Origin of the sequence: Streptococcus pluranimalium (genome assembly GCF_002953735.1) — a bacterium.
GTDB lineage: Bacteria > Bacillota > Bacilli > Lactobacillales > Streptococcaceae > Streptococcus > Streptococcus pluranimalium.
This window is the reverse complement of the sequence record NZ_CP025536.1, coordinates 1,876,934-1,902,058: the sequence shown is the minus strand read 5'-3', so window position 1 is coordinate 1,902,058 and position 25,125 is coordinate 1,876,934. Positions and strand designations below refer to the sequence as shown.

The window sequence follows — 25,125 nt, the reverse complement described above, 5'->3', positions numbered from 1 at the left end:
GAAAGGGAAGATATGTTATTTAAAGGAATCAGCATAGATGAGAACAGTCGCTGTCGGCACTATCATTCTGCACAGGATATCGTTGCTTTGAAGTGTGCTGACTGCCAGTCTTACTATGCTTGTTACAAGTGCCACGATGCTCTGGAAAGCCATCCTTTTAAGGCTATGTCGGTTGATGAACCTTATCCTGTCATGTGTGGTGTTTGTCAGACCTATCTGACCTTTTCAGCTTACAAACGAGGGTCTTGCCCGCAGTGCGGCTCTGGCTTTAATCCCAACTGTCAGCTTCATGACCATATCTATTTTTCAAAGGAGTTTCACCATGAACAGAACTAAATCACTCATTCAAATCGCCTTAATGTCCACATTGATTGTTATTTTAGGGCTTATGCCCCCTCTGCCATTAGGTTTTATTCCTGTTCCAATTGTTCTTCAAAATTTAGGAATCATGCTGGCTGCCATTCTATTAGGTGCCAAAAAAGGAAGCTTGGCTATTCTTATTTTCCTCATTTTAGGTTTGTTTTTACCTGTGTTTACGGGTGGTGGCACGACCTTGGTAGTCTTTGCTGGGCCAACAGCAGGCTATGTTGTCGGTTGGTTACTAATGCCCCTCGCCCTTGCTGGTCTCCGTCGGTTACTGCTCTTTTCTCATCCCCTTATCAGTTTCGCCTTGGTGTGGTTGAGCGGAGTATTACTTGTTGATGTGATTGGAGCTATTTATTTGGCGCATTACACAAATGCTCCACTCCTCCCGTCACTCTTGTCAAATCTAGTCTTCATTCCAGGCGATAGTATCAAAGCAGCCATTGCGACAATTATTGGAACAAAGTATCGGAAACAGTTGGGACTAGAGTAATACACTGTGAGATAGAAGTGGTTGGTAAAACAACCGCTTTTTTCAATTCTAAAAGTGTGATAAATTATCTTAGAAAGTGGGGACTATCGATGCCACGATTACAATTTATTGAGAGATTTTCACGTTATTTGCTTAGTCAAAAACAATCAACAATTAGGATTGTTGGTCACGGTGCTTCCGGGAAATCTAGTCTAGCCAAAGAGTTGGCGGGTATGTTAGGAGAGCAAGTCAATTCACTAGAGACAGATCCCTATATTAGTTCCACGGAACATAGAAACCTAGTTGTTCCAAAGGCGTTTCCTGATCAAAAGGTAACAGCAAGTATACCAATCATACATGAGCTAAAAAGTTTAGAAAGAGATATCCTAGCACTACAGCAAGGAGTATCTATATTGACGATTGACGAGCCGTGGTCGCCATCGAAAATACTACATGGAGACAAACCGATTCTTATTGTTGAGGGGATGAGTGGTGCCTTTTTACCATCATCTTTATTTGATGTGACAATCGCTTGCTATATAGATAGTCAGACAGAACTTCAGCGGCGTTTAAGCAGAGATACTAAAGTACGTCAACGTAATTCGGAGTTTGTCAAGAAGACACATGCGATTCGACGTCAGCAATACCATCATTATTTAGAACCAATCATAAAAAATGCCCATATCTTAATTGATCAGTCCGCCAATGATTTTAAGGTAACCTACCAATCCTCTTATTTGAAGGATTTGAAATAAGATTTCTTATTATGAAGAGGCGAAGACGCGGTGGTTGAGGGTGTTCTAACGCACTGATGTCATCAAATTTTACAGCTTAGTGATATAAACAATGCTTACTAATCTTCGAAACTGGACGATCATTTTCCTTAGTATTTGAGCTATCCGCTGATGAGAGTAATAGTGCATTTAGATAGTTCTTTTCGGTTTGATATTAAACCTACTATAGTGAGAAAAACGGAATTTTAGCCATCTAATGATTTCCTGTTTCAAACTCTTTTATCTGCCAAAAGCTTGGTTTTTTGTGGTAAAATAGTAGCAGTTATTATCAAGGAGAAATCATGTCAGACTTGTTTGAAAAACTCATGGAACAGATTGAAATGCCGCTTGAACATCGTCGTTCAAGGGCCTTTTCGTCTGCAGATATTATCGAGGTTAAGGTGCATTCTCTCAGTCGTCGCTGGGATTTTCATTTTGCCTTTGAGCACATTCTTCCCATCGAGCTTTACCGTGAGCTTGAAATGCGTCTAGTGTCAACCTTCAAAAATGCTGACATTAAGGCATCTTTTGATATCAAGGTTGAAGATCCTGAGTTTGACCAAGAACTCTTGCAGGCTTATTACTGTGAAGCTTTTGAACATACTCTTTGTGCCAGTGCTGGGTTCAAGGCTACTTTCTCTAAACTACAAGTGTCTTATGATGGTCAAAACGTCATTATCACAGGGCCAGCATACGCTGATAATGAGCATTTCAAAAAGAATCATATTCCTAAATTAGCGCAGCAAATGGCTATGTTTGGTTTTGGAGATTTGACCTTTGAAGTTGCTTCTGATCAAGCCATGACAGAAGATTTGAAGTCGTCATTTGAAAGTAATCGTGAAGCCCTCTTAGAACAAGCTGCGCAGGAAAACCTGGAGGCACAGAAAGCCTTAGAAGCGGCGGGTCCTCCACCAGAAGAACCTAAAGCAGCTCCAGCCTTTGACTATAAAGAAAGAGCAGCTAAACGCCAAGCGGGATTTGAAAAAGCAGAAATCACCCCAATGATTGATATCCAAACAGAGGAAAATCGTATCGTCTTTGAGGGAATGGTCTTTGATGTTGAGAAGAAGACGACACGCACAGGTCGTCATATTATCAACTTCAAGATGACAGACTATACCTCCAGCTTTGCCATGCAAAAATGGGCTAAAGATGACGATGACCTCAAAAAATACGACATGATTGCTAAAGGCGCTTGGCTTCGTGTGCAAGGTAATATCGAAAATAACCAGTTTACTAAGAGCTTGACCATGAACGTTCAGCAGGTTAAGGAAATTGCTCATACGCCACGCAAGGACCTCATGCCAGACGGTCAAAAACGGGTGGAATTTCATGCTCACACGAATATGTCAACCATGGACGCCCTACCAACCGTGGAATCTCTGATTGATAAGGCGGCAGAGTGGGGGCATCCTGCGGTTGCCATTACAGACCATGCTAATGTACAGAGTTTCCCGCACGGTTATCATCGTGCCCGTAAATTGGGGATAAAGGCTATTTTTGGGATGGAAGCCAACATTGTTGAAGACAGTGTGCCGATCACCTATAATGAAGTTTCCATGCCTCTCAAAGAAGCGACCTATGTCGTTTTTGATGTGGAGACGACAGGACTATCAGCTGTTAATAATGACCTGATTCAGATTGCGGCGTCCAAGATGCATAAGGGTAATATCATCGAACAATTCGATGAATTCATTGACCCAGGTCACCCACTATCAGCCTTTACAACGGAGTTGACAGGGATTACCGATCAGCACGTACAAGGGTCTAAGCCACTAAAACAAGTTTTGGAAGAATTTCAAACCTTTTGTCAAGATACTGTCCTCGTTGCCCACAACGCTACTTTTGACGTTGGCTTTATGAATGCCAATTATGAGCGTCATGGCTTACCACTCATTACCCAATCTGTCATTGACACCTTGGAATTCGCTCGTAATCTCTACCCAGAATACAAACGTCATGGTTTAGGACCTTTGACAAAACGTTTCCAAGTTGCGCTTGAGCATCACCACATGGCTAACTACGATGCTGAGGCAACAGGACGCCTACTCTTTATCTTTATCAATGATGTCTTGGACCGTCATGGCATTACCGATATGGCAGACCTTAATACCAAGCTGGTTGCGGAAGATTCTTATAAGAAGGCTAGGGTCAAACATGCGACTATCTATGTGCAAAACCAGACTGGCCTTAAAAACATCTTCAAGCTAGTCTCCCTCTCAAATGTCAAATACTTTGAAGGGGTTGCTCGTATTCCAAGGACAGTGCTCAATGCTCATCGCGAAGGGCTCTTACTAGGTTCAGCCTGCTCAGAAGGGGAAGTCTTTGATGCTGTCTTAACCAAGGGAGTTGAAGCAGCCGTTGAAGCAGCTAAGTATTATGACTTTATTGAAATCATGCCACCTGCTCTCTATGCACCGCTTTTAGCACAAGGTACAATCAAAGATGAGACGGGAATCCAAGAAGCTATTCAAGATTTGATTGAAGTCGGTCGTCGTTTAGATAAGCCAGTTCTAGCGACCGGAAATGTGCATTATATCGAACCTGAAGAGGAGATTTATCGAGAAATCATCGTCCGCAGTCTAGGACAAGGGGCTATGATTAACCGTACCATTGGACGTGGTGAGGGTGCCATGCCAGCGCCGCTTCCTAAAGCTCACTTCAGAACCACCAACGAGATGTTGGATGAGTTTGCCTTTCTGGGGAAAGAGTTGGCTTATGAGGTTGTCGTCACAAACACGCAAGCTTTTGCCGAACGCTTTGACAACATTGAAGTCGTTAAGGGAGATCTTTACACCCCTTACATCGATAAGGCTGAGGAAACTGTCGCTGAATTAACCTATGAGAAGGCTTTTGAGATTTATGGCAATCCTCTACCTGATATTATCGATCTGCGTATCGAAAAAGAGCTGTCGTCTATCTTGGGTAATGGCTTTGCCGTGATTTATTTGGCTTCGCAGATGCTGGTTAATCGCTCTAACGAACGAGGGTATTTGGTAGGTTCTCGTGGTTCCGTTGGTTCTTCCTTTGTTGCGACCATGATTGGGATTACTGAGGTTAACCCCATGCCACCGCATTATGTCTGCCCAAACTGCCAACACAGTGAATTTATTACAGATGGTTCCTATGGTTCAGGCTACGATTTGCCAAATAAAGATTGTCCTGAATGTGGCACGCTATACAAAAAAGATGGTCAAGATATTCCCTTTGAAACCTTCCTTGGATTTGATGGAGACAAGGTTCCCGATATTGACTTGAACTTCTCAGGTGATGACCAACCGTCAGCCCACTTGGACGTTCGTGATATCTTTGGTGAAGAGTATGCCTTTCGTGCGGGGACTGTTGGTACTGTTGCGGATAAGACAGCCTACGGTTTCGTTAAAGGCTATGAGCGTGATTATGGGAAGTTTTACCGTGATGCCGAAGTGGATCGCCTTGCCAAAGGAGCGGCAGGGGTGAAACGGACCACCGGTCAGCACCCGGGTGGTATCGTTGTTATTCCAAACTACATGGACGTCTATGACTTCACACCTGTCCAGTATCCAGCAGATGATACGTCTGCAGAATGGCAAACCACCCACTTTAACTTCCACGATATCGATGAAAATATCCTAAAACTCGATATCCTTGGGCATGATGATCCGACTATGATTCGTAAGTTGCAGGATTTATCGGGAATTAATCCTTCGGAAATCCTACCCGATGATCCTGGGGTAATGGCTCTCTTTTCTGGGACCGAAATCCTTGGGGTGACTGAGGAGCAGATTGGTACCCCTACGGGGATGCTCGGGATTCCAGAGTTTGGAACCAACTTCGTTCGAGGCATGGTCAATGAAACACGTCCAACAACCTTTGCGGAATTGCTTCAGCTGTCAGGATTGTCCCACGGAACAGATGTCTGGCTCGGAAATGCGCAGGACTTGATTAAGCAAGGTATCGCTGACCTATCGACCGTTATCGGTTGTCGGGATGACATCATGGTTTACCTCATGCACCGTGGTCTTGAGCCTAAGATGGCCTTTACCATTATGGAGCGTGTGCGTAAGGGGCTTTGGTTGAAAATTCCTGAAGACGAGCGCAATGGCTATATTCAAGCTATGCGTGAGAACAATGTGCCAGACTGGTATATCGAGTCTTGTGGAAAAATCAAGTACATGTTCCCTAAAGCCCATGCGGCAGCCTATGTGTTGATGGCCCTTCGTGTAGCCTACTTTAAAGTTCATCATCCTCTATATTACTACTGTGCTTATTTCTCCATTCGGGCAAAAGCCTTTGAGCTTAGAACCATGAGTGGTGGTTTAACAGCTGTCAAAGCCCGTATGAAAGATATTACAGAGAAGAGGCAGCGTAATGAAGCAACGAATGTAGAAAATGACCTTTTTACAACACTTGAGTTAGTTAATGAGATGTTGGAACGTGGTTATCAGTTTGGTAAATTAGACCTCTATCGTAGTGATGCTCTTGAGTTTATCATTGATGGTGATACCTTAATTCCGCCATTTGTAGCTCTCGAGGGTCTGGGAGAGAACGTTGCCAAGCAAGTGGTTCGTGCTCGTCAGGATGGAGAATTCCTTTCAAAGACAGAGTTGCGCAAACGTGGCGGCCTGTCATCTACTTTAGTTGAAAAAATGTCCGATATGGGTATTCTTGGCAACCTTCCAGAAGATAATCAGTTGAGTCTTTTTGATGATTTTTTTGCTTAACAGGCATGCAACTGTGACTTTTATTCCAAAATCTATGACAACAGGAGCTTGAAGCCTTTCAACTCCTGTTTTTTCTTGACCAAATAGGTCTTCTGATGATATGATGGCACTAATTAGTATAAGAAACCTTTAAAGGAGATGAGGATGAGTAGACTGGACAGTAATACTGCTCTAAAAGCTATGGTTGTGTTTCGAAAGGCGGAGAGAACTTTGGATGCCTTGGGGGCAAGTGTATTTAATAAGCATCAGATTACGCCAACACAGTTCAGTGTTTTAGATGTCTTATATACTAAAGGCGAGATGAATATCGGTAAACTGATTGACTCAATCCTAGCCACATCGGGAAATATGACTGTTGTTTTGAAAAATATGGCGCGTAATGGATGGATATATCGCCGTCGTGATGATAAAGATAAACGCGCTTACGTCATTGGTTTAACAGATGACGGTCGCCGATTGATTGAGCAAGTTTTACCGGAGCACATCGCACGGGTTGAAGAATCATTTTCTGTTCTAACGGAAGCAGAACAGCTACAGTTGATAGACCTTTTGAAGAAATTTAAAAATTTGTAATACATAGTACTTTTTTCTTTACAAGATAATATAGTTCTGATACTATAACGACATAGTAATAAATTGCTACTAATTAGAAGGAGTCTTTATGACTATCATTACTAAATTGAAATCACTTTTCAAAGGGGAAAAAGAAATGAAAAACATTTTATTCGTTGTTGGTTCACTACGTCAAGGGTCATTCAACCACCAAATGGCAGAATTAGCTGAGAAAGCACTTGAAGGTAAAGCAAATGTGACTTACCTTGATTACTCAGATGTTCCTGTTTTCTCACAAGATTTAGAAGCAGTAGTACCGGTATCAGTTGCTCAAGCACGTGAAGCTGTTCAAGCAGCAGATGCTATCTGGTTCTTCTCACCTGTTTACAACTTTGCTATGCCTGGTACAGTGAAAAACCTTCTGGACTGGTTGTCACGTTCACTTGATCCAACTAACCCAGCAGCAGAATCAGCTATTCACGATAAAGTAACAACAGTATCACTTGTTGCTAACGGTGGACATGAGCAAGCTGGTGACCAATACCGTTCACTTCTTCCATTTATCCGCACAAATCTTGTTGACCAATTTACAACATCAAAAGTTAACGATTCAGCATGGGCTGACGGTAAATTCGTTGCCACTGAAGAAGTTTCAGCAGACTTGAATAAACAAGTTGAAGCCCTTCTTGCAGCTATTAACGAATAATAACCTTTTAAAGGGGCTGGTAAAAATCTTCTTTTTAGAAAAAAGTCCAGTTAATCTCTTTATAATGAAATGCATCCTGTCAAGGTTTTAGTCGCTTGGCAGGATGCATTTTTTTTTGAATCTGAGATCTTTTTGGAAGCATTCTATTTGTTTTAGAAAATGAAACAGAAGTCCATATAAAAAGTTTGTGAAATCACTAACTTTCATTAATTCCAAAGCCTTCTGTTATAGGTTAGAAAGCGTTTTATTTTCTTGCAAATTGTGAATAATTACGTTATCATGAAGAGTGATTAATATATTATTGGAGGACAGTATGGTTACTTTGTCTAAAGAACAACACATGGATATGTTTTTGAAAATGGAACGTATTCGTGAATTTGATATGCGTATCAACAAGCTCGTTCGTCGCGGTTTTGTTCAAGGGATGACTCACTTCTCAGTTGGAGAAGAAGCAGCTAACGTTGGTGCTGTTGCGCACTTGAGTTACGAAGATCTTATCTTCTCAAATCACCGCGGTCATGGTCAATCAATCGCTAAAGATATGGATCTTAAAGGGATGATGGCTGAGCTTGCTGGTAAGGCAACAGGTGTTTCAAAAGGGCGTGGTGGCTCTATGCACTTGGCTGACTTTGAAAAAGGTAACTACGGAACAAACGGTATCGTTGGTGGCGGTTTCGCACTGGCAACAGGGGCTGCGCTTACACAACAATACAAGGGAACAAATAATATTGCGGTTGCATTCTCAGGAGATGGTGCTACTAATGAAGGTTCTTTCCATGAGTCAGTTAATATGGCTGCGACTTGGAAACTTCCTGTTATTTTCTTTATCATCAACAACCGTTATGGTATCTCAATGGATATCTCAAACGCAACAAACACACCGCACCTTTATACACGTGCAGAAGCATACGGAATCCCTGGCTTCTACTGTGAAGACGGTAACGATGTTCTAGCTGTATATGAAACGATGGGTAAAGCTGTTGAGCATGTTCGTGGTGGTAACGGTCCTGCTATCGTTGAGGTTGAATCATATCGCTGGTTTGGTCATTCAACATCTGATGCTGGTAAATACCGTACGAAAGAAGAAGTGGCTGAGTGGAAAGAAAAAGATCCAATGCTTAAATACCGTGCTTATTTGACATCAGAAGGAATTGCAACTGATGAAGAGTTAGATGCTATCCAAGAGCAGGTAAAAGCAGAAGTTGATGAAGCTTATGAGTTTGCGGAAAACAGTCCATTCCCAGAGCTTTCAGTAGCCTTCGAAGATGTATGGGTAGACTAAGAGTAGAAAGGTAGAGGAAAAGAAAGAATGACAGAAACAAAATTAATGGCATTACGTGAAGCCGTAAACCTTGCTATGTCTGAAGAAATGCGTAAAGACGAAAACATCTTCCTTATTGGTGAAGACGTTGGTGTTTATGGTGGTGACTTTGGTACGTCAGTAGGTATGCTGGAAGAATTTGGTGCTAAACGTGTTAAAGATACACCGATCTCAGAAGCAGCTATTTCAGGTGCAGCTATTGGTGCAGCTATCACAGGTCTTCGTCCAATCGTTGACGTTACCTTTATGGACTTTATTACCATCATGATGGATGCTATTGTTAATAATGGTGCTAAAAACAACTATATGTTTGGTGGCGGTCTTAAAACACCTGTTACTTTCCGTGTGGCATCAGGTTCAGGTATTGGTTCTGCAGCGCAACACTCACAATCACTTGAAGCTTGGTTAACCCACATTCCGGGAATCAAAGTTGTTGCACCTGGTACAGCTAATGAAGCTAAAGGTCTTCTGAAGTCATCGATCCAAGATAATAACATCGTTATCTTCATGGAACCAAAAGCTCTTTATGGTAAAAAAGAAGAAGTTAACCAAGATCCAGACTTCTATATCCCACTTGGAAAAGGTGACATCAAGCGTGAAGGTAAAGATCTTACCATCGTTTCTTACGGACGTATGTTAGAGCGTGTTCTTCAAGCAGCAGAAGAAGTTGCAGAAGAGGGTATTGATGTTGAAGTGGTCGATCCACGTACCTTGATTCCGCTTGATTTGGATATGATCGTTGATTCTGTTAAGAAAACAGGTAAATTGATGCTTGTTAATGATGCTTACAAGACTGGTGGATTTATCGGAGAAATCGCTACAAAAGTTACTGAAAGTGAAGCTTTTGACTATCTTGATCATCCAATCGTTCGTTTGGCTTCAGAAGATGTGCCTGTACCATACGCACGTGTTCTTGAACAAGCAATCTTACCAGATGTAGAGAAAATCAAAGAAGCTATCCGTAAGATGGCTAATAACGGTAACTAATCACAATAAAATATCAGGATAAGAAGGGAAATGAAGACAACTCTCCCTCTTATCTATTTTACGACATAATGGGCTGAGCCCCAATTATTCTAAGAAAGGAATACTATGGCTGTCGAAATTATTATGCCGAAACTCGGTGTTGACATGGCTGAAGGTGAAATCATCGAATGGAAAAAAGCCGAAGGTGATACTGTCGCTGAAGGTGATGTTCTCCTTGAGATTATGTCAGACAAGACGAACATGGAAATCGAAGCAGAAGATTCAGGTGTTCTCTTGAAAATCACTCGCCAAGCTGGTGAAACTGTACCGGTAACTGAAACCATTGGTTACATCGGTGAAGCTGGCGAAGAAATTACAGAGACTGCAGGGTCAGCACCTGCACCTACAGAAGAAGCGAGCCCAGCACCCGCTGCAGCTCCAACTCAATCAGCTGCCCCAACTCCAGCAGTAGCTGCCGCTCCTCAAGGAAAAGGCGGAAAAGTACGTGCTACTCCAGCCGCTCGTAAAGTGGCTCGTGAGCAAGGTGTTGATTTAGGTCTTGTTCCTGGATCTGGTCCTAAAGGGCGTGTTCATGCTGCAGATGTTGAAAACTTCAAAGGTGCTCAACCTAAAGCAACCCCACTTGCTCGTAAGATAGCTGAAGCAGAAGGTCTTGATCTTTCAGCGATCACAGGCTCTGGGTTCGCTGGTAAAATTAGAAAATCAGATGTTCTTGTTGCCCTTGACGCATCTAAACCAGCATCAGCTCTAGAATCAGCTCCTGCTAAAGAAGAAAAAGTGGTTGAACTTCCTGAAGGCGTTGAGCACAAACCAATGTCAGCAATGCGTAAGGCTATCTCTAAAGGTATGACAAACTCTTACCTTACAGCACCTACCTTCACGCTTAATTACGATATTGACATGACAGAAATGATCGCCCTTCGTAAGAAACTCATCGACCCAATCATGGCTAAAACAGGACTTAAAGTTAGCTTTACTGATTTGATTGGTATGGCAGTTGTTAAAACATTGATGAAACCTGAGCATGAATACATGAATGCTTCACTCATCAATGACGCCAATGACATTGAGCTTCATCGCTTCGTTAACCTTGGTATTGCCGTAGGTCTTGACGATGGACTTGTCGTTCCAGTTGTTCATGGTGCTGATAAGATGAGTTTGTCAGATTTCGTTCTTGCATCAAAAGACGTTATCAAGAAAGCTCAAAGCGGTAAATTAAAAGCTGCTGAAATGTCTGGTTCAACCTTCTCAATCACAAACTTGGGTATGTTTGGCACTAAGACCTTTAACCCAATCATTAACCAACCTAACTCAGCTATCCTTGGTATCGGTGCAACGATTCCAACGCCAACAGTTGTGGATGGTGAAATTGTCGCACGTCCAATCATGGCAATGTGCTTGACAATTGACCACCGCTTGGTTGATGGTATGAATGGTGCTAAATTCATGGTTGACCTAAAGAAATTGATGGAAAATCCATTTGAATTGCTTATCTGATGAGATTGATTTAATTTAGTTATATCATCTACTGTAAACAAAAACTAAAGATGGGCTGAAAGAAGAATGATTTAAGATTATCTGTGGGACATGGCTGTCTACGTAGGATTGTCAAAAATCCTTCTTTCAAATGCCCAATGTATCTTACGAAAGGAAATCAATAATGGCTGTTGAAATTATTATGCCAAAACTCGGTGTTGATATGGCCGAGGGTGAAATCATCGAGTGGAAAAAAGCTGAAGGTGATACTGTCGCTGAAGGTGATGTTCTTCTTGAAATCATGTCTGATAAAACAAACATGGAAATCGAAGCAGAAGACTCAGGTGTTCTTTTGAAAATCACTCGTCAAGCTGGTGAAACGGTACCAGTAACAGAAACAATCGGGTACATTGGTGAAGCTGGTGAAGAAGTGGAAGCTGGTTCACCTGCAGGATCTGATGTTGATGTGAAACGTACGACTGAAGACCTTGAAGCTGCAGGTCTTGAAGTGCCAAAAGCACCAGCTCAAGAAGCTGCGCCTGCTGCTGAAAAAGCGCCACTTGCAGATAATGAGTACGACATCATCGTTGTTGGTGGTGGCCCTGCTGGTTACTACGCTGCTATTCGCGGTGCTCAACTCGGTGGTAAAATTGCCATCGTTGAAAAATCAGAATTCGGTGGAACTTGTTTGAACGTGGGATGTATCCCAACTAAGACTTACCTTAAAAATGCTGAAATCCTTGATGGTATTAAGCATGCGGCCGGTCGTGGTATCAACCTTGCTTCAACAAACTATACTATCGATATGGATAAAACAGTTGACTTCAAAAACTCTGTTGTTAAGAAATTGACAGGTGGTGTTGCAGGTCTTCTTAAAGCTAACAAAGTAACCATGTTCAATGGACTTGGACAAGTTAACCCAGATAAAACAGTTACAATTGGTTCAGAAACCATCAAAGGACGTAATATTATCCTTGCAACTGGTTCAAAAGTATCACGCATCAATATCCCAGGAATTGACTCTAAACTTGTCTTGACTTCTGACGATATTCTTGACCTTCGTGAAATGCCGAAATCACTTGCTGTTATGGGGGGCGGTGTTGTCGGTATCGAACTTGGACTTGTATGGGCTTCATACGGTGTTGAAGTTACTGTTATTGAAATGGCTGATCGTATCATCCCTGCTATGGATAAAGAAGTGTCTCTTGAACTTCAAAAAATTCTTGCTAAAAAAGGTATGAACATCAAGACATCTGTTGGTGTTTCTGAAATTGTTGAAGCAAACAACCAATTGACATTGAAACTTAACGATGGTTCAGAAGTTGTTGCTGAAAAAGCACTCCTTTCAATCGGTCGTGTACCACAAATGAATGGACTTGAAAACCTTAATCTTGAAATGGAGCGTAACCGTATTAAGGTTGACGAGTATCAAGAAACATCTATTCCAGGTATCTACGCACCAGGTGATGTGAACGGTACTAAAATGCTCGCGCATGCTGCTTACCGTATGGGTGAAGTAGCTGCTGAAAATGCTATGCATGGTAAAGTTCGCAAAGCTAACCTTGAATTTACACCAGCTGCTGTTTACACACACCCAGAAGTTGCCATGGTTGGTATGACTGAAGAAGATGCTCGTGCTAAATACGGTGACATCCTTATCGGTAAAAACAGCTTCACAGGTAACGGACGTGCTATTGCTTCAAATGAAGACCAAGGTTTTGTTAAAGTTATCGCAGATGCTAAATACCATGAAATCCTTGGTGTGCACATCATTGGTCCAGCAGCAGCTGAAATGATCAACGAAGCAGCAACTATTATGGAAAATGAATTGACAGTAGATGAACTTCTCCTTTCAATTCACGGACACCCAACCTTCTCAGAAGTTATGTACGAAGCATTTGCTGATGTATTGGGTGAAGCTATCCATAACCCACCAAAACGTAAATAAGAGTAGTTGTTTCTAAGGACTAAAGTCCTTGAAACAAGACGCTAACCGCTATGGCGGCTTAGCTAACTCTTACATTAGAAAACACCTTCCGTTAAAATCGAACGGAAGGTGTCTTCGTCATAAGATTATTCTAATCTAACTGCTAAAGCAGTTGATAACAAACGGTGAGCACTATGGTGCCTCACCTAAACCTTGAACTAGAAAAATGACCTCATTAATGTCGAACGAGGTCATTTTTCGTCGTAAGTATCTATAATATTAGCCCCTATTGTTAAACTTTATTATTGTGAGTATAAAGCTCAGCTTGATGACCTTTAATTCAATCTTCGCTTTCGCTGCCTAGTATCTGCTGAAAAGAATTGATTATTGTGAATAGTATGTCTAGATAGTTAATGGTTTAATCAACAAAAAGAGTAGCAGTATTACCGACTGCTGCTCTTTTTGTTGATTTAATCAGTAGATTCTATCGTAAGCTGTTGTTTCTAAGGATTAAAGTCCTTGAAACAACAGCTTAGTTAACTCTTACATTAGAAGACACCTTCCGTTAAAATCGAACGGAAGGTGTCTTCGTCATAAAATTATTTTAATCTAACTGCTAAAGCATTTGATAACAAACGATGAGCACTATGCTGCCTCACCTAAACTTTAAACTAGGCAAGATATCTCGTTAAATATTGATCAAGGTGTTTTGTCGTCAGAAGGTTATTGAGCGTGAAGCTATCAATAATCTAGTTTATTTTAATACATTTTTGGAGCACTTGAAGTTGAACAGTATAATGCGTCTCTAAAACTTAGAAGAACTGTTATTGAATAGATTTTAGGGCAAAGATTTGTAATATCTTGTTATTTGCTAGCGTTTGCATTATACTTAAAGAGTATATTTTTGCACACGCAAACTAGCTAAAATAAAGGAGTTTTTTGATGAAATATATTGTCAATACCAGTAATAATCCACATTACAATATTGCCCTTGAAGCTTATGCTTTTCGTGAACTAGTTGATGAGGATGAGCTATTCATTTTATGGATTAATGAGCCAGCCATTATCATCGGTCGTCATCAAAATGCCATCGAAGAAATTAACAAAGAATACACTGACGCGCATGGTATCCATATCGCTCGCCGTCTTTCAGGTGGCGGTGCGGTTTACCATGATTTGAACAACCTCAACTATACCATCATTTCTAATAAGGCTGGCGAAGGGTCATTCGACTTTGAAACGTTCTCAAAACCTGTTATCGATACCTTGGCAAAATTGGGTGTCAAGGCTGAGTTTTCAGGGCGTAATGATCTGGAAATTGATGGTAAAAAAATCGCCGGAAATGCTCAAGCCTACCACAAAGGTCGCATGATGCACCATGGTTGCCTCCTCTTTGATGTAGATATGACGGTGCTGGGAGATGCTCTAAAGGTGAGTAAAGATAAAATCGAGTCTAAAGGTGTCAAGTCAGTTCGTGCCCGTGTCACCAATATTAATAACGAATTGCCAGAAAAAATGACAGTTTTGGAGTTCCAAGATGCCCTCTTGAACCAAATGAAAGAAGAATACCCTGACATGACAGAGTATGTCTTCTCAGATGAAGACCTGGCAGCCATCCAAAAATCATACGATGAGCAATTCAATACTTGGGAATGGAACTTTGGCTCATCACCAGAGTACACAGTTTCACGTGCCGTTCGTTACCCAGCAGGTAAAATCACAACCTATGCCAACGTTGAGAACTCAATCATCAAAGGCTTGACCATCTATGGAGACTTCTTTGGTGTCAAACCAGCTAAAGATATTGAAGAGCTCTTAGTAGGCACCCGATATGAGTACAAAGACGTTCTTGAAAAACTCCAAACAATCGACACCACACAATATTTCTCACGCATGACAACAGAAGAAGTAGCTAAAGCTATTGTTGCCTAAAACAGTCGGCTAGGACATAAGGTTCTAGCCTTTTTATTATCCTCTATTTACAGCGAACTTATTTTCAACCATCAATATTAATATAACAAAAAGTAGTGGGTGCTCTCGTGCTTCGGAGCTGTCCCACTACTTCATTTTAGTATGTTAATCTAAGATAATAACCCCTTCTTCGATTTTGAAGGGTTCTGCAATATTGATGCGATCATAGAAAAGGACGCCATTAAGGTGGTCTATTTCATGTTGAACGACAATGGCATTGTATCCTTTGAGTTTTAGCTTTTGTTTATGACCATCCTTGTCGAAGTATTCGACGGTAATGCGAGAATGACGAGGAACATATCCCTCAACCACACGATCGACTGAAAGACATCCTTCACCATCTGCAAGCGCAGCCTGCTGTACAGAATGAGAGATAATTTTGGGATTGTACATCATTTCTTGAAGACTATAGGCCTCTTCAGGTGGATTCCCCTCCTCATCTTCAGGATTTGGAACAAGAACAGCGATGATACGTTTTGAAATATCCAATTGTGGCGCAGCTAAACCAACACCACCACGAAGGCCAAGTTTTTCAGCCATAACAGGGTCTTGTGAGTGTTTCAAGAATTGCATCATTTTTTCACCAAGGATAATATCCTGATCTGAAAGAGGAAAAGTAAATTCTTCCGCCTTAGCGCGAAGAGTCGGATTGCCCTCACGGATGATATCATTCATATCAATCAAATGCGCTGCTTTGGTAATTTTTTCAATCGGTGACATATGGTTTCCTTTGCTAGTTTTATTGATAGTTTTCGTACTTTTAACTATATCATAAAATGAAAGTCAGTTAAAGTTTTGATCACGCAAGATTTGTAAGCTAAGAAAATAAAAATACGAACAAAAATAAATATAACTATAAAATAGTTCGATAAAATCATTGAAAAAAAGAAAAAATGATGTTAGAATGAAATATATTTTTATTTTTAGAGGAAATATTAGATGTCTTTAGAAAAAAAGTTGGTTTTAGAGGAAACATCCGAACAAATCTTGTATAAAATTGAGGACAAGCCACCAGTAGGAGTATCAATTGTATTGGCTTTGCAACATATTCTTGCAGCCTTTGCTGGTATTATTGCAGTACCACTTGTTGTTGCTGGTGCGCTCAAACTTAGCGTCGAAGATACATCAATCATGGTATCTGCCTCCATCTTTGTAGCTGGAATAGCGACAATGCTTCAATCCAAAGGTTTGGGGCCAATCGGATCTCGTGTCTCAGGGATGATGGGGACAGACTTTACCTTTGCCAATCCAGCCATATCTGTTGGAAGCCGTTTTGGCATTGCTGGGATTGTTGGAGCAACTGTTGCTGGTTCTTTGGTAGAAATCGTTCTTAGCCGCTTTATTAAACCATTGATGAAATTCTTTCCGCCATTGATTACAGGGACCGTTGTGGCTCTTATCGGTATCACACTCTTACCAGTCAGCATGGACTGGGCAGCCGGTGGTTCTGGTGCCAAGGATTATGCTTCTGTGGAAAATATTACCATTGCTTTTGTCGTCATGGTCTTCACCCTTATCCTAAACCATTATGGTAAAGGGATGTGGTCAACAGCATCTGTTTTTATCGGGATGATTTTTGGGTACATCCTTTGTATTTTTCTGGGTAAAGTGGACTTATCAGCGGTCAATGAGGCAGCCTGGTTTGCCTTTCCAAAGATTTTCAATTACGGTGTTACCTTTGATTTCTCTGCCATTCTATCTTTTGTGCCTGCTTATGTGGTATCGCTCATCGGTACGGTTGGAATTATGATGGCCATTGGAGAAGCTTCTGATACTAAAATCACCAGCGAACGTGCTGCCAACGGTGTTTTGGCAGATGGTGTTGGTTCTATGATTGCAGGAGTTTTCGGTGCAGGACCAAACACAGCCTTCTCTCAAAACGTTGGGTTGATTACCCTTACCAAAGTCGCTAGCCGTCACGTCATGGTAGTTGCCGGTTTGATTTTGGCAATCCTCGGAGTCTTTCCAAAAGTATCAGCCTTGATTTCGATCATGCCACAGCCAGTTTTAGGTGGTGTTGGAGTGATTATGTTTGGACTAGTTGCCGCACAGGGGATTAAGACCCTGGCGACTGTGAAAATGGGTGACCGCGAGTTACTGATCATCTCTGTTGCCTTCGCATTAGGGATTGGAGTAACCGTTCGTCCCGAACTCCTATCAGGTTTACCAATGCCCATCCAAATGGTCCTCTCATCAGGCATCTCAACAGGAACACTAGCAGCCTTGGTTTTGAATCTTGCATTAAAAGAGAAAAAATAACAAGGTAGTCGATTTGGTTATTAAAGTATTATGGTGTAAAAAGAGAAAATTAATATGAAGAGAGCTTTGATTTTAATTGATATTCAGAGAACATTTAGAGATGGTTCGTGGGGTGCTCGTAACAATGAGGATGCTGAGAAACAAGCTGGCAAACTCTTGAACTTCTTTCGAGAAAAGAAAGAACTTATTGTTCATATTAATCATTTCAGTAAATCTCCAGAATCTCGTTTTTTCTACAAAGGAAGTGGTTTTGAATTTCAAAAGATTGTGACACCAAAGATGGGTGAAAAAGTGATTTCCAAAACAGTAAACAGTGCCTTTATAGGTACTGAATTAAAAAAATATTTAGACGACCAAGAGATAGATACGTTATTCATTGCTGGTTTGACAACTCCTCATTGTGTATCAACAACAACCAGAATGGCTGGTAATTATGGTTTTAATACTTTTTTAGTAGAGGATGCGACAGCTTCTTTTGATTTACCTGATCATCAAGGTAATAGTGTTCCTGCACAAACGATTCATGATATTAGTATTGCAACATTACATGATGAATTTGCAACAATTATACGGACTGAAGAAGTCATTAAAAAAGTTTAATTTCATCTAGAAATGGTAAAGAGTAATAGAAAAAATAGCTAGCTTTTTGAATAACCTTGTGTTAAAATATTTAAAGCGTAGGTTTTTAAACTCATCCCGTGAGGTGAGAAAGACATCAAGGAAAATACTCAAAAAAAGATGTGTTCTATCAGCTTTTGAGGATTAAACAATTGAGGGCCTATGACTATATGATATAGCTGGGTCCTTTTGTGTAGACAAAAGGGGTTGTATTCCATGTGAATATGACTTTTCTTATGCCCAGAGAAAGAGGAGATATGTCACAAAACACGATTACTACAGATGAACATTCAGTCATTGATGTTGATTTGAATAAAGTCGATTTGCTTTTAGATGTTCATGAAAAGCCGGCCTTTGGTAAAGGCATTTTGCTTAGCTTCCAACACGTTTTTGCCATGTTCGGAGCTACTATTTTAGTTCCCTTGATCTTGGGTATGCCAGTTTCAGTTGCCTTGTTTGCTTCAGGTATTGGAACCTTGATTTATCAAGTTGCTACTCAGTTTAAAGTGCCCGTTTATCTAGGTTCTTCTTTTGCCTATATTACGGCGATGGCAACTGCAATAAAAGCCATGGGTGGTGATGTTTCAGCGGCTCAAACGGGGATTTTCTTTGTCGGGCTTATCTATGTTCTGATTGCAGGTCTTGTCGGCTTAGTGGGAACATCTTGGATAGACAAATTACTACCCCCTATTGTTATTGGACCAATGATTATTGTGATTGGTTTGGGCTTGGCAGGTTCTGCGGTGACCAATGCCGGTTTTGTTGCAGATTCTGATTGGCGCCATATCTTGGTAGCTACAGTAACCTTCTTGATTGCTGCTATTATCAATACAAGTGGTCGTGGTTTTATCAAAATTATTCCATTTTTAGTAGCGATTATTGGTGGTTATGTGCTATCTGCTTTCCTTGGTTTGGTTGACTTTACACCTATTAAGGAAGCAGCTTGGTTTGAAATTCCTCAATTTTACCTTCCTTTTAAAGCAGGTCATTTTCAAACCTATAAGTTCTATTTTGGCCCAGAAATGCTTGCTATCTTACCGATCGCAGTTGTAACGATTGCTGAACACATCGGTGATCATACGGTTCTTGGTCAAATTACTGGTCGTCAATATTTAAAAAATCCAGGGCTAAAGTATACCTTAATTGGGGATGGTGTGGCAACAGCAGTATCTGCTTTGATTGGTGGTCCTGCTAATACGACTTACGGAGAAAACACTGGCGTTATCGGAATGACAAGGATTGCCTCTGTATCAGTGATTCGTAACGCAGCCTTGATTGCTATTACCTTCTCCTTCTTTGGAAAATTTACGGCCTTGATTTCAACGATTCCAAATGCTGTATTAGGAGGCATGTCCATTCTACTTTATGGTGTTATTGCAAGCAATGGTTTGAAAGTATTGATTGAAAGTCGTGTGGATTTCTCTCAAGTACGTAATCTAATCATCGCTAGTGCCATGCTTGTTCTCGGTTTGGGCAGTGCTGTGCTTGAGTTGGGAGCCTTGACGCTTTCAGGGACAGCACTAAGTGCCATTGTTGGTGTCATTCTTAATCTTGTCTTACCGTCAGCTCATCCAAAACAAGAGTAGTAAGAATTGGAAAAGCACTTTAATCTTGGATTGCCAAGGCTTGAAGTGCTTTTTTATTAGTGATTTTGTAGTGTTTGAAGCGTGTTTTTTGAATAATATTTTCATCAAGCATTTGTTTCACCACACGGTTTAAATGACGGTAGCTGGTTCCAAAAGCATCAGCTAAAAGGGACAATTCCAGTGTGAATTCTTCTGTATTGGCTATATTTAAAATATGGCTAGCTAAACGCTCTTTAACAGAGTAGGTGATATTAGTAGATGAGCTGACATTCTGTTGATAGCATTTTAGCGCAATTTCTCGACCAACTTGATATAGAAACAGCGGATCCGATAATAACTCTGCCTTATCAAAAAGTGGTAGTTGAATCAGTTGACAATCCTCTAATGCGATAACAGAAGAGACAGCAGTCTTCTGAGCCAGAAGTTCAATATCACCGATGATAGTGGGGGTTTGAATAGTCTCTAAAATATGTTCCTTACCGTTTGCAGATTGTCGAATGACTTTAGCTTTGCCAGATAGAAAATAAGAGATGTGATTCAAAAGGTCTCCTTGATAACAAATGACTTCTCCTTTTTGATAAGTAATAAGCCGTAAATAGCGATGATATTTTTCTGGGAAAAAATGGTGTATGGCCTCATTAGTTAAGTGGTCCTCGATTGATTTGTCCATAAAAATCGTTTTCATCCTCCTTTTAGGACATAGGTCCTATTTATAACACTTAAGATTCATTATACTGAGCATAGTTTAATTGTGCAAGAAAGGTTCCTTATGAAGTCTACCCTTGAAAGAGCTAGTCTGCTCTCCTTATCTCTAATGTTGGTATCAACTTTTGCCATATCACCAGCCCTACCTCAGATGATTAGTCATTTTGAAAAAAATGGTTACACAGCTTCGCAAATTGAGCGGCTTATTCCCCTGTCTTCTTTTGCTATCATGGGGATTCTACTCTTAAGTCCATTCATCAACCGATTGTTAAAAGAAAGGGTCATTATTGTTATTGGTCTTTTGTTATTATCTGTCGGAGGCAGTTTACCGGTTGTTTTCCAAAGTTACCCTTTGTTACTTGTCTCACGAATCCTTTTGGGAAGTGGGATTGGTATGCTTAATGCGCGTGCTATTAATATTATTAGTGAACGCTTTACAGGAAAAGATCGTAGTCGAATGCTTGGTCTCAGAGGTTCTATGGAAGTTTTGGGTTCAGCAGTACTGACCTTTTTGGCAGGACAATTCTTGGGTGTCTCCTGGTCCGCTTCGTTTGCGATTTATGCTTTTGGTTTATTGATTTTAATCATGTACCTAGCGTTTGTACCAGAAGCCCCACAAGAAGACCATGAGCAAACTCAGGTAAAAGCAACTCGTCTTTCTTACCAGCAATTACTTTATATTGTTGGGACTGCTTGCTATGCGGGCTTCATTATCTTGGTCAATTCCTCAGTCACTATTAGGATTCCTCAAGTTGTGGAGAGTCTCGACTTAGGAACAGCGTCCCAATCCAGTATTCTACTGAGTGCTATGATGATTATGGGGATTTTAGCGGGAGGTTTATACTCTCCCTTGATGGATTTTTTAGGGAAATTCTTCCAAGTTGGTGTTAGCTTGATTTTTGGTTTAGGCTGCCTCATCTTATGGCAAGCTGATAACTGGTTATTTTTAGTAATTGGCGCCTTGATGTCAGGTTTCTTCTATTCTTTAGCTGTGACTTACGCTTTTCATACCATCTCAGAAAAGATGCCTGCTCATCTTGTTGCAACAGCGACAACTCTGGTTCTTCTGGGATGCAATCTAGGAGGAGGGTCAACAGCTTTGGCGTTAGAAGTGTTGAGCGCTTTAACAAATACCTCAACTGGTGTTTTTGGCTTATATGCTTTACTCATCCTTAGTATGTCAGTTTGCTTACTGGGAGGTCGATTGTTTTCAAAAAGAAAAAATTGACCCTAAGTCTATAATTTGATAAAATAATAAAGTCGGTAATCGACAAAACCAACTTTTTCTTGGTTTTAGGAGTGCCAATCCTAGGACTCGGATCAAGCAAAAAAAGGAGAATATACTATGGCAATCTCAAAAGAGAAAAAAAATGAAATCATTTCACAATATGCTCGTCATGAAGGCGACACAGGTTCAGTTGAAGTTCAAGTAGCAGTACTTACTTGGGAAATCAACCACCTTAACAACCATATCAAAGAGCACAAAAAAGACCACGCGACATACCGTGGTTTGATGAAGAAGATCGGTCACCGCCGTAACTTGTTGGCATACCTACGCCGCACAGACGTAAACCGTTACCGTGAGCTTATCCAATCTCTTGGACTTCGTCGTTAATTCGGATACAAAAGCCGTCAAAAAGCGACTGAAAAATAGAAAACTGCCCGAAATGTTTATTTCGAGGCAGTTTGTCTTTTTTCCGATCTTTTAGGCTGTGTTCAACGAATCTGTCAGGGCGTTTAACCATTCGTATAAAGATAGAAAAATGATGCTGTATGTTTGTACACTAGGATTTTAGCCTGAGTTCAGTTAAGCATCTAATCTACGGGTATTTTTCTTTTGTTTTAAATACATTTCAGGAGCCGTCTAGAGAACTTTCTCTTTTCGTCAAGTCTCGTAGGCGAGTTCAATGCAACTCTTCCATTTGGGAGAGCTTTAAGCAAACATGAAAAAAAGAGAATCCTTATAAGGAATTCTCTTTTCTACTTTATCGATGTGTATAGTAGTAGGCTGCAGCAGCTGCTAGTCCTACTTTAACACCTGTATAGATGAGTACACCAGTTAGCATCGTTTTACCTCCATTTTTTACTCAATTCTAAACTGCAGTTTTAATGAAAGTGTAAGAATAATATCGTTTAGAAATGAATTTTGTAATAGGTCAAATATGTCCTGTTTTCTAGGAGATATTATTTTATAATGGTAAGACATGCACAAAGGAGAAAAAGATGTCTAAACAAATTGAAGTCAAACAGTTATCAAAGTCATTTAAAGGTTCATCTGCGCTGAATAATATTTCTTTTAGCCTTGATAAAGGTCAAATATTTGGATTCTTAGGTCCTTCGGGAGCTGGTAAGACAACAACAATTAACATTTTAACTGGTCAGCTTCGTGCGGATAGTGGAGGAGCAATTATCTTCGGAAAAGATGTGTCATCATTAACCAAGCATGACTTCAAAAGGATAGGTATCATGAGTGATGTTGTTGGTTTTTATGAAAAGATGACCGTTGAGGATAATCTATTATTCTTTGCAAAGTTTCATAAAGTCTCGAAAGAGACGGTCTATGATTACTTAAAGAAGCTAGATTTATATGATAGTCGTCATAAAAAAGCGGAAAGTTTATCTGTTGGTATGAAACAGCGTCTGCTCCTCATTCGAGCGATTTTGCACAATCCGGAAGTAGTTTTCTTGGATGAGCCTACTTCTGGAATGGATCCCAGTCTAGCAGAAAAAGTACATCATCTCTTGTTTGATTTGAAATCTAGGGGTACAACCATCTTCCTAACTACGCATAATATGTCAGAAGCTAGCAAAGTTTGTGATTATATTACTATTTTACATAAAGGACAAATTGTCGAAAATGGAAGTCCATCTGATATCATTACTCGACATAGTAAACAAGATGCTATTGAATTAACATATGCTAGTGGCAAAAAAATCATTGTAGCTAAATCGAACGTCAAAGATTATTTGGATCATGATATTGTTAGTATGCATACCTATGAAACAAGCTTAGAAACTATATTTATCAAATTGACGGAGGAAAATCATGGCTAATTTTTCATCTTTGTTGTGGTTGAGATGGCGCTACCTATTAAGTAATAAAGTCATTCTAATCATCTGTGGTCTTATGCCAATAGTAGATGCCTATCTTTTGAATATTATTCCTGATATGAGAGGAAGTGTTTCTTTGCTATCGATGTCAATTAATATGATTTATGCGCTAACAGCAGGTATTTTTTCATCGATGATTATTAGCGAGGAGAAAGAAAAAAGAAATTTGAAGACCTTATTGCTGTCTGGAGTTGGTGAGGCAGAGTATCTGCTTTCGATATTTGCCTTTCCTATCGTTTTTTCTACCATTTCTGCGCTTGTTATCCCAATGATAGGTGGTGTTGAGATTGTTTCTTGGGGGACATATGTTTTCGTTATTTTAATGACAACAATGGTTTTTATTGCATTAAATAGTACGATTGCCTTATTATCTAAAACGCAATTGCAAGCCAGTGCATACAGTTTAATGATTTTCTTTTTTGTAACTTTTCTCCCAATTTTATCAGCTGAACTTAAAGGTTTTAATACAGTTTTGAATTATTCCTTTATCGGTTTAAGTCAGGCCTTTTTGACCCAAGGGAAAACATTTGAGTTATTTTCTCAGCAGTTTTGTGCCCTATTGGTATGGGCAATTTTACTTGCTGTTGCTCTCATTTACTCTTACAAGAGGAATTTAAAAATGCGTCAATAATACAGAAATATTAATATTTCTGTATTTTTTGTTATAATAATATCATTATTATGCATGGAGAATAATGATGTCTGAGGAATTGAAAGCTGAGATAGGACAGCGGGTTAGGGCTGCAAGAAAGCGTAAGGGGTATACAAAGGAAGCTCTCTGCGATGATGAATCACATTTGAGCGTCCGACAATTAACTCGGATTGAAACAGGGAAGAGTTTGCTGTCAATAGATAAAGGCCTTTTTATTGCGTCAAGACTAGGCGTTTCCATTCAGGAGTTTATTGAACCTGATAAAATGGCGCTTCCTCAATCATATGTGTCTCTTAAACGTCGTATTGTCCAATTCAAAAGTTACGAAGATCCTGAAAGACTAAACTATTTGGATGGGTTGATGGATGAACTGCAAACCTATTATGATTCAGTCCCTGAAGAAGAACAGATGGCTATTGAGGTGTTACAAGCTGATTTGGATGTTTTTGTTACCCATAAAACAGCTTTTGCAGAGCAACTGATTGAAGAATATTTTGAACAAGTTTTACTGAAAAAGGCTTACAATTGGAATGACTATCTTCTTATTTCTCTATACCTCTTTTTATGTGCAGTAGGTATTGAAGATAGTCGTTATTTTGATTACTTTATTCCGTCTATTTTTTCAAAAGGAGACTTATCTGATCCAGATATTGCTTATCAAATGGAAGAAGTTGTTTTGGCAGTTTTAGCACAAGAAAATGTTGCCTACTATCCAGACTGTATTGATACTTTAGATCGTGTGATTAAAGTCACTAAGCATTATCAAAACAAGCCGATTTTAGAGATGTTTAAAGCTAAATTGGCTTTATTTCAAGGGGATATCGAGCAGATGGAAAGTAGCTATCAAACAGCTTTTCTAATCGCCGAGTCTTTAGACGAACCGATATTGCTTAATCGTTTAAAAATGGAATACGACAAAGACAAAAGGTTAGTCTAGGACATT

At 40.2% G+C, this 25,125-nt stretch carries 21 protein-coding genes; 19 read left to right on the top strand and 2 right to left on the bottom strand.

Annotated features, from left to right (window positions below; translation table 11 throughout):
* The first annotated feature begins 12 nt into the window (after nt 1–12).
* From C0J00_RS09630 to C0J00_RS09580, 11 genes are all read left to right on the top strand, one after another.
* Nucleotides 13–336 (top strand): CHY zinc finger protein, encoded by a 324-nt coding sequence (locus C0J00_RS09630; RefSeq protein ID WP_104968648.1) that lies wholly within the window; start codon nt 13–15, stop codon nt 334–336.
* On the top strand, nt 323–856 hold the full coding sequence (locus tag C0J00_RS09625) for a biotin transporter BioY (RefSeq protein WP_104968647.1): 534 nt from the start codon (nt 323–325) through the stop codon (nt 854–856). The genes C0J00_RS09630 and C0J00_RS09625 overlap by 14 nt, the downstream gene beginning before the upstream one ends.
* An 89-nt stretch (nt 857–945) precedes the next feature.
* Nucleotides 946–1,590, top strand: coding sequence for a phosphoribulokinase (locus tag C0J00_RS09620; protein WP_104968646.1), 645 nt, complete (start codon nt 946–948; stop codon nt 1,588–1,590).
* A gap of 320 nt (nt 1,591–1,910) precedes the next feature.
* Nucleotides 1,911–6,311 (top strand): PolC-type DNA polymerase III, encoded by a 4,401-nt coding sequence (locus C0J00_RS09615; protein WP_104968645.1) that lies wholly within the window; start codon nt 1,911–1,913, stop codon nt 6,309–6,311.
* A gap of 144 nt (nt 6,312–6,455) precedes the next feature.
* The gene (locus C0J00_RS09610) at nt 6,456–6,884 is read left to right on the top strand and encodes a MarR family winged helix-turn-helix transcriptional regulator (RefSeq protein WP_104968644.1); all 429 of its coding nucleotides are present in this window, start codon (nt 6,456–6,458) and stop codon (nt 6,882–6,884) included.
* A gap of 88 nt (nt 6,885–6,972) precedes the next feature.
* Nucleotides 6,973–7,569, top strand: a complete 597-nt coding sequence (locus tag C0J00_RS09605) for an NADPH-dependent FMN reductase (protein ID WP_199773967.1) — start codon at nt 6,973–6,975, stop codon at nt 7,567–7,569.
* A gap of 313 nt (nt 7,570–7,882) precedes the next feature.
* On the top strand, nt 7,883–8,851 hold the full coding sequence (locus C0J00_RS09600) for a thiamine pyrophosphate-dependent dehydrogenase E1 component subunit alpha (RefSeq protein WP_104968643.1): 969 nt from the start codon (nt 7,883–7,885) through the stop codon (nt 8,849–8,851).
* A 27-nt stretch (nt 8,852–8,878) separates the two neighbouring features.
* A complete protein-coding gene (locus C0J00_RS09595; protein WP_104968642.1) occupies nt 8,879–9,877 on the top strand; it encodes an alpha-ketoacid dehydrogenase subunit beta in 999 nt (332 codons plus the stop codon).
* Nucleotides 9,878–9,982: 105 nt separating this feature from the next.
* Complete coding sequence (locus tag C0J00_RS09590; protein WP_104968641.1) at nt 9,983–11,374, top strand: dihydrolipoamide acetyltransferase; 1,392 nt, start codon at nt 9,983–9,985, stop codon at nt 11,372–11,374.
* Between the two features lie 163 nt (nt 11,375–11,537).
* Nucleotides 11,538–13,301 carry a dihydrolipoyl dehydrogenase gene (gene lpdA / locus C0J00_RS09585; RefSeq protein ID WP_104968640.1) on the top strand — a complete coding sequence of 588 codons (1,764 nt, stop codon included), beginning with the start codon at nt 11,538–11,540 and terminating at the stop codon, nt 13,299–13,301.
* Nucleotides 13,302–14,222: 921 nt separating this feature from the next.
* The gene (locus C0J00_RS09580; protein WP_104968639.1) at nt 14,223–15,212 is read left to right on the top strand and encodes a lipoate--protein ligase; all 990 of its coding nucleotides are present in this window, start codon (nt 14,223–14,225) and stop codon (nt 15,210–15,212) included.
* 144 nt (nt 15,213–15,356) lie between these two features.
* Here the strand turns inward: C0J00_RS09580 and def are convergent, their stop codons facing one another.
* Nucleotides 15,357–15,971 (bottom strand): peptide deformylase, encoded by a 615-nt coding sequence (def, locus tag C0J00_RS09575; protein ID WP_104968638.1) that lies wholly within the window; start codon nt 15,969–15,971, stop codon nt 15,357–15,359.
* A gap of 219 nt (nt 15,972–16,190) precedes the next feature.
* Here def and C0J00_RS09570 point away from each other — a divergent pair, with 219 nt between their 5' ends.
* The 3 genes from C0J00_RS09570 (at nt 16,191) to C0J00_RS09560 (ending at nt 19,714) form a co-directional block, all read left to right on the top strand.
* A complete protein-coding gene (locus C0J00_RS09570) occupies nt 16,191–17,510 on the top strand; it encodes a nucleobase:cation symporter-2 family protein (RefSeq protein ID WP_104968637.1) in 1,320 nt (439 codons plus the stop codon).
* A 54-nt stretch (nt 17,511–17,564) separates the two neighbouring features.
* On the top strand, nt 17,565–18,110 hold the full coding sequence (locus tag C0J00_RS09565; protein WP_104968636.1) for a cysteine hydrolase family protein: 546 nt from the start codon (nt 17,565–17,567) through the stop codon (nt 18,108–18,110).
* 275 nt (nt 18,111–18,385) lie between these two features.
* A complete protein-coding gene (locus C0J00_RS09560; RefSeq protein WP_104968635.1) occupies nt 18,386–19,714 on the top strand; it encodes a uracil-xanthine permease family protein in 1,329 nt (442 codons plus the stop codon).
* 19 nt (nt 19,715–19,733) lie between these two features.
* Here C0J00_RS09560 and C0J00_RS09555 read toward each other — a convergent pair whose 3' ends face one another.
* Nucleotides 19,734–20,399: a cyclic nucleotide-binding domain-containing protein gene (locus tag C0J00_RS09555; protein WP_104968634.1), complete on the bottom strand. Its 666-nt coding sequence runs from the start codon at nt 20,397–20,399 to the stop codon at nt 19,734–19,736.
* A gap of 84 nt (nt 20,400–20,483) precedes the next feature.
* Here C0J00_RS09555 and C0J00_RS09550 point away from each other — a divergent pair, with 84 nt between their 5' ends.
* The 5 genes from C0J00_RS09550 to C0J00_RS09530 all read left to right on the top strand — a co-directional run bounded on the left by C0J00_RS09550 (nt 20,484) and on the right by C0J00_RS09530 (nt 25,119).
* Nucleotides 20,484–21,647: an MFS transporter gene (locus tag C0J00_RS09550; RefSeq protein ID WP_104968633.1), complete on the top strand. Its 1,164-nt coding sequence runs from the start codon at nt 20,484–20,486 to the stop codon at nt 21,645–21,647.
* A gap of 117 nt (nt 21,648–21,764) precedes the next feature.
* Complete coding sequence (gene rpsO / locus C0J00_RS09545) at nt 21,765–22,034, top strand: 30S ribosomal protein S15 (protein WP_017770609.1); 270 nt, start codon at nt 21,765–21,767, stop codon at nt 22,032–22,034.
* Nucleotides 22,035–22,642: 608 nt separating this feature from the next.
* Nucleotides 22,643–23,473, top strand: coding sequence for an ABC transporter ATP-binding protein (locus C0J00_RS09540; RefSeq protein ID WP_104968632.1), 831 nt, complete (start codon nt 22,643–22,645; stop codon nt 23,471–23,473).
* Nucleotides 23,466–24,161, top strand: coding sequence for an ABC-2 transporter permease (locus C0J00_RS09535; protein ID WP_104968631.1), 696 nt, complete (start codon nt 23,466–23,468; stop codon nt 24,159–24,161). The genes C0J00_RS09540 and C0J00_RS09535 overlap by 8 nt, the downstream gene beginning before the upstream one ends.
* A gap of 67 nt (nt 24,162–24,228) precedes the next feature.
* Entirely contained in the window at nt 24,229–25,119 is an 891-nt protein-coding gene (locus C0J00_RS09530) for a helix-turn-helix domain-containing protein (protein ID WP_158667331.1), read from the top strand.
* Nucleotides 25,120–25,125: the final 6 nt, after the last annotated feature.

Bases quoted from the DNA above. Each gene is read 5' to 3' on its own strand.
- C0J00_RS09615 (WP_104968645.1), top strand. From the start codon at position 1,911: ATGTCAGACTTGTTTGAAAAACTCATGGAACAGATTGAAATGCCGCTT.
- C0J00_RS09630 (WP_104968648.1), top strand. From the start codon at position 13: ATGTTATTTAAAGGAATCAGCATAGATGAGAACAGTCGCTGTCGGCAC.
- C0J00_RS09530 (WP_158667331.1), top strand. From the start codon at position 24,229: ATGTCTGAGGAATTGAAAGCTGAGATAGGACAGCGGGTTAGGGCTGCA.
- C0J00_RS09555 (WP_104968634.1), bottom strand. From the start codon at position 20,399: ATGAAAACGATTTTTATGGACAAATCAATCGAGGACCACTTAACTAAT.
- C0J00_RS09580 (WP_104968639.1), top strand. From the start codon at position 14,223: ATGAAATATATTGTCAATACCAGTAATAATCCACATTACAATATTGCC.
- lpdA (WP_104968640.1), top strand. From the start codon at position 11,538: ATGGCTGTTGAAATTATTATGCCAAAACTCGGTGTTGATATGGCCGAG.
- C0J00_RS09620 (WP_104968646.1), top strand. From the start codon at position 946: ATGCCACGATTACAATTTATTGAGAGATTTTCACGTTATTTGCTTAGT.
- C0J00_RS09625 (WP_104968647.1), top strand. From the start codon at position 323: ATGAACAGAACTAAATCACTCATTCAAATCGCCTTAATGTCCACATTG.
- C0J00_RS09610 (WP_104968644.1), top strand. From the start codon at position 6,456: ATGAGTAGACTGGACAGTAATACTGCTCTAAAAGCTATGGTTGTGTTT.
- C0J00_RS09540 (WP_104968632.1), top strand. From the start codon at position 22,643: ATGTCTAAACAAATTGAAGTCAAACAGTTATCAAAGTCATTTAAAGGT.
- C0J00_RS09550 (WP_104968633.1), top strand. From the start codon at position 20,484: ATGAAGTCTACCCTTGAAAGAGCTAGTCTGCTCTCCTTATCTCTAATG.
- def (WP_104968638.1), bottom strand. From the start codon at position 15,971: ATGTCACCGATTGAAAAAATTACCAAAGCAGCGCATTTGATTGATATG.
- C0J00_RS09590 (WP_104968641.1), top strand. From the start codon at position 9,983: ATGGCTGTCGAAATTATTATGCCGAAACTCGGTGTTGACATGGCTGAA.
- C0J00_RS09600 (WP_104968643.1), top strand. From the start codon at position 7,883: ATGGTTACTTTGTCTAAAGAACAACACATGGATATGTTTTTGAAAATG.
- C0J00_RS09595 (WP_104968642.1), top strand. From the start codon at position 8,879: ATGACAGAAACAAAATTAATGGCATTACGTGAAGCCGTAAACCTTGCT.
- C0J00_RS09560 (WP_104968635.1), top strand. From the start codon at position 18,386: ATGTCACAAAACACGATTACTACAGATGAACATTCAGTCATTGATGTT.
- C0J00_RS09535 (WP_104968631.1), top strand. From the start codon at position 23,466: ATGGCTAATTTTTCATCTTTGTTGTGGTTGAGATGGCGCTACCTATTA.
- rpsO (WP_017770609.1), top strand. From the start codon at position 21,765: ATGGCAATCTCAAAAGAGAAAAAAAATGAAATCATTTCACAATATGCT.
- C0J00_RS09565 (WP_104968636.1), top strand. From the start codon at position 17,565: ATGAAGAGAGCTTTGATTTTAATTGATATTCAGAGAACATTTAGAGAT.
- C0J00_RS09570 (WP_104968637.1), top strand. From the start codon at position 16,191: ATGTCTTTAGAAAAAAAGTTGGTTTTAGAGGAAACATCCGAACAAATC.
- C0J00_RS09605 (WP_199773967.1), top strand. From the start codon at position 6,973: ATGACTATCATTACTAAATTGAAATCACTTTTCAAAGGGGAAAAAGAA.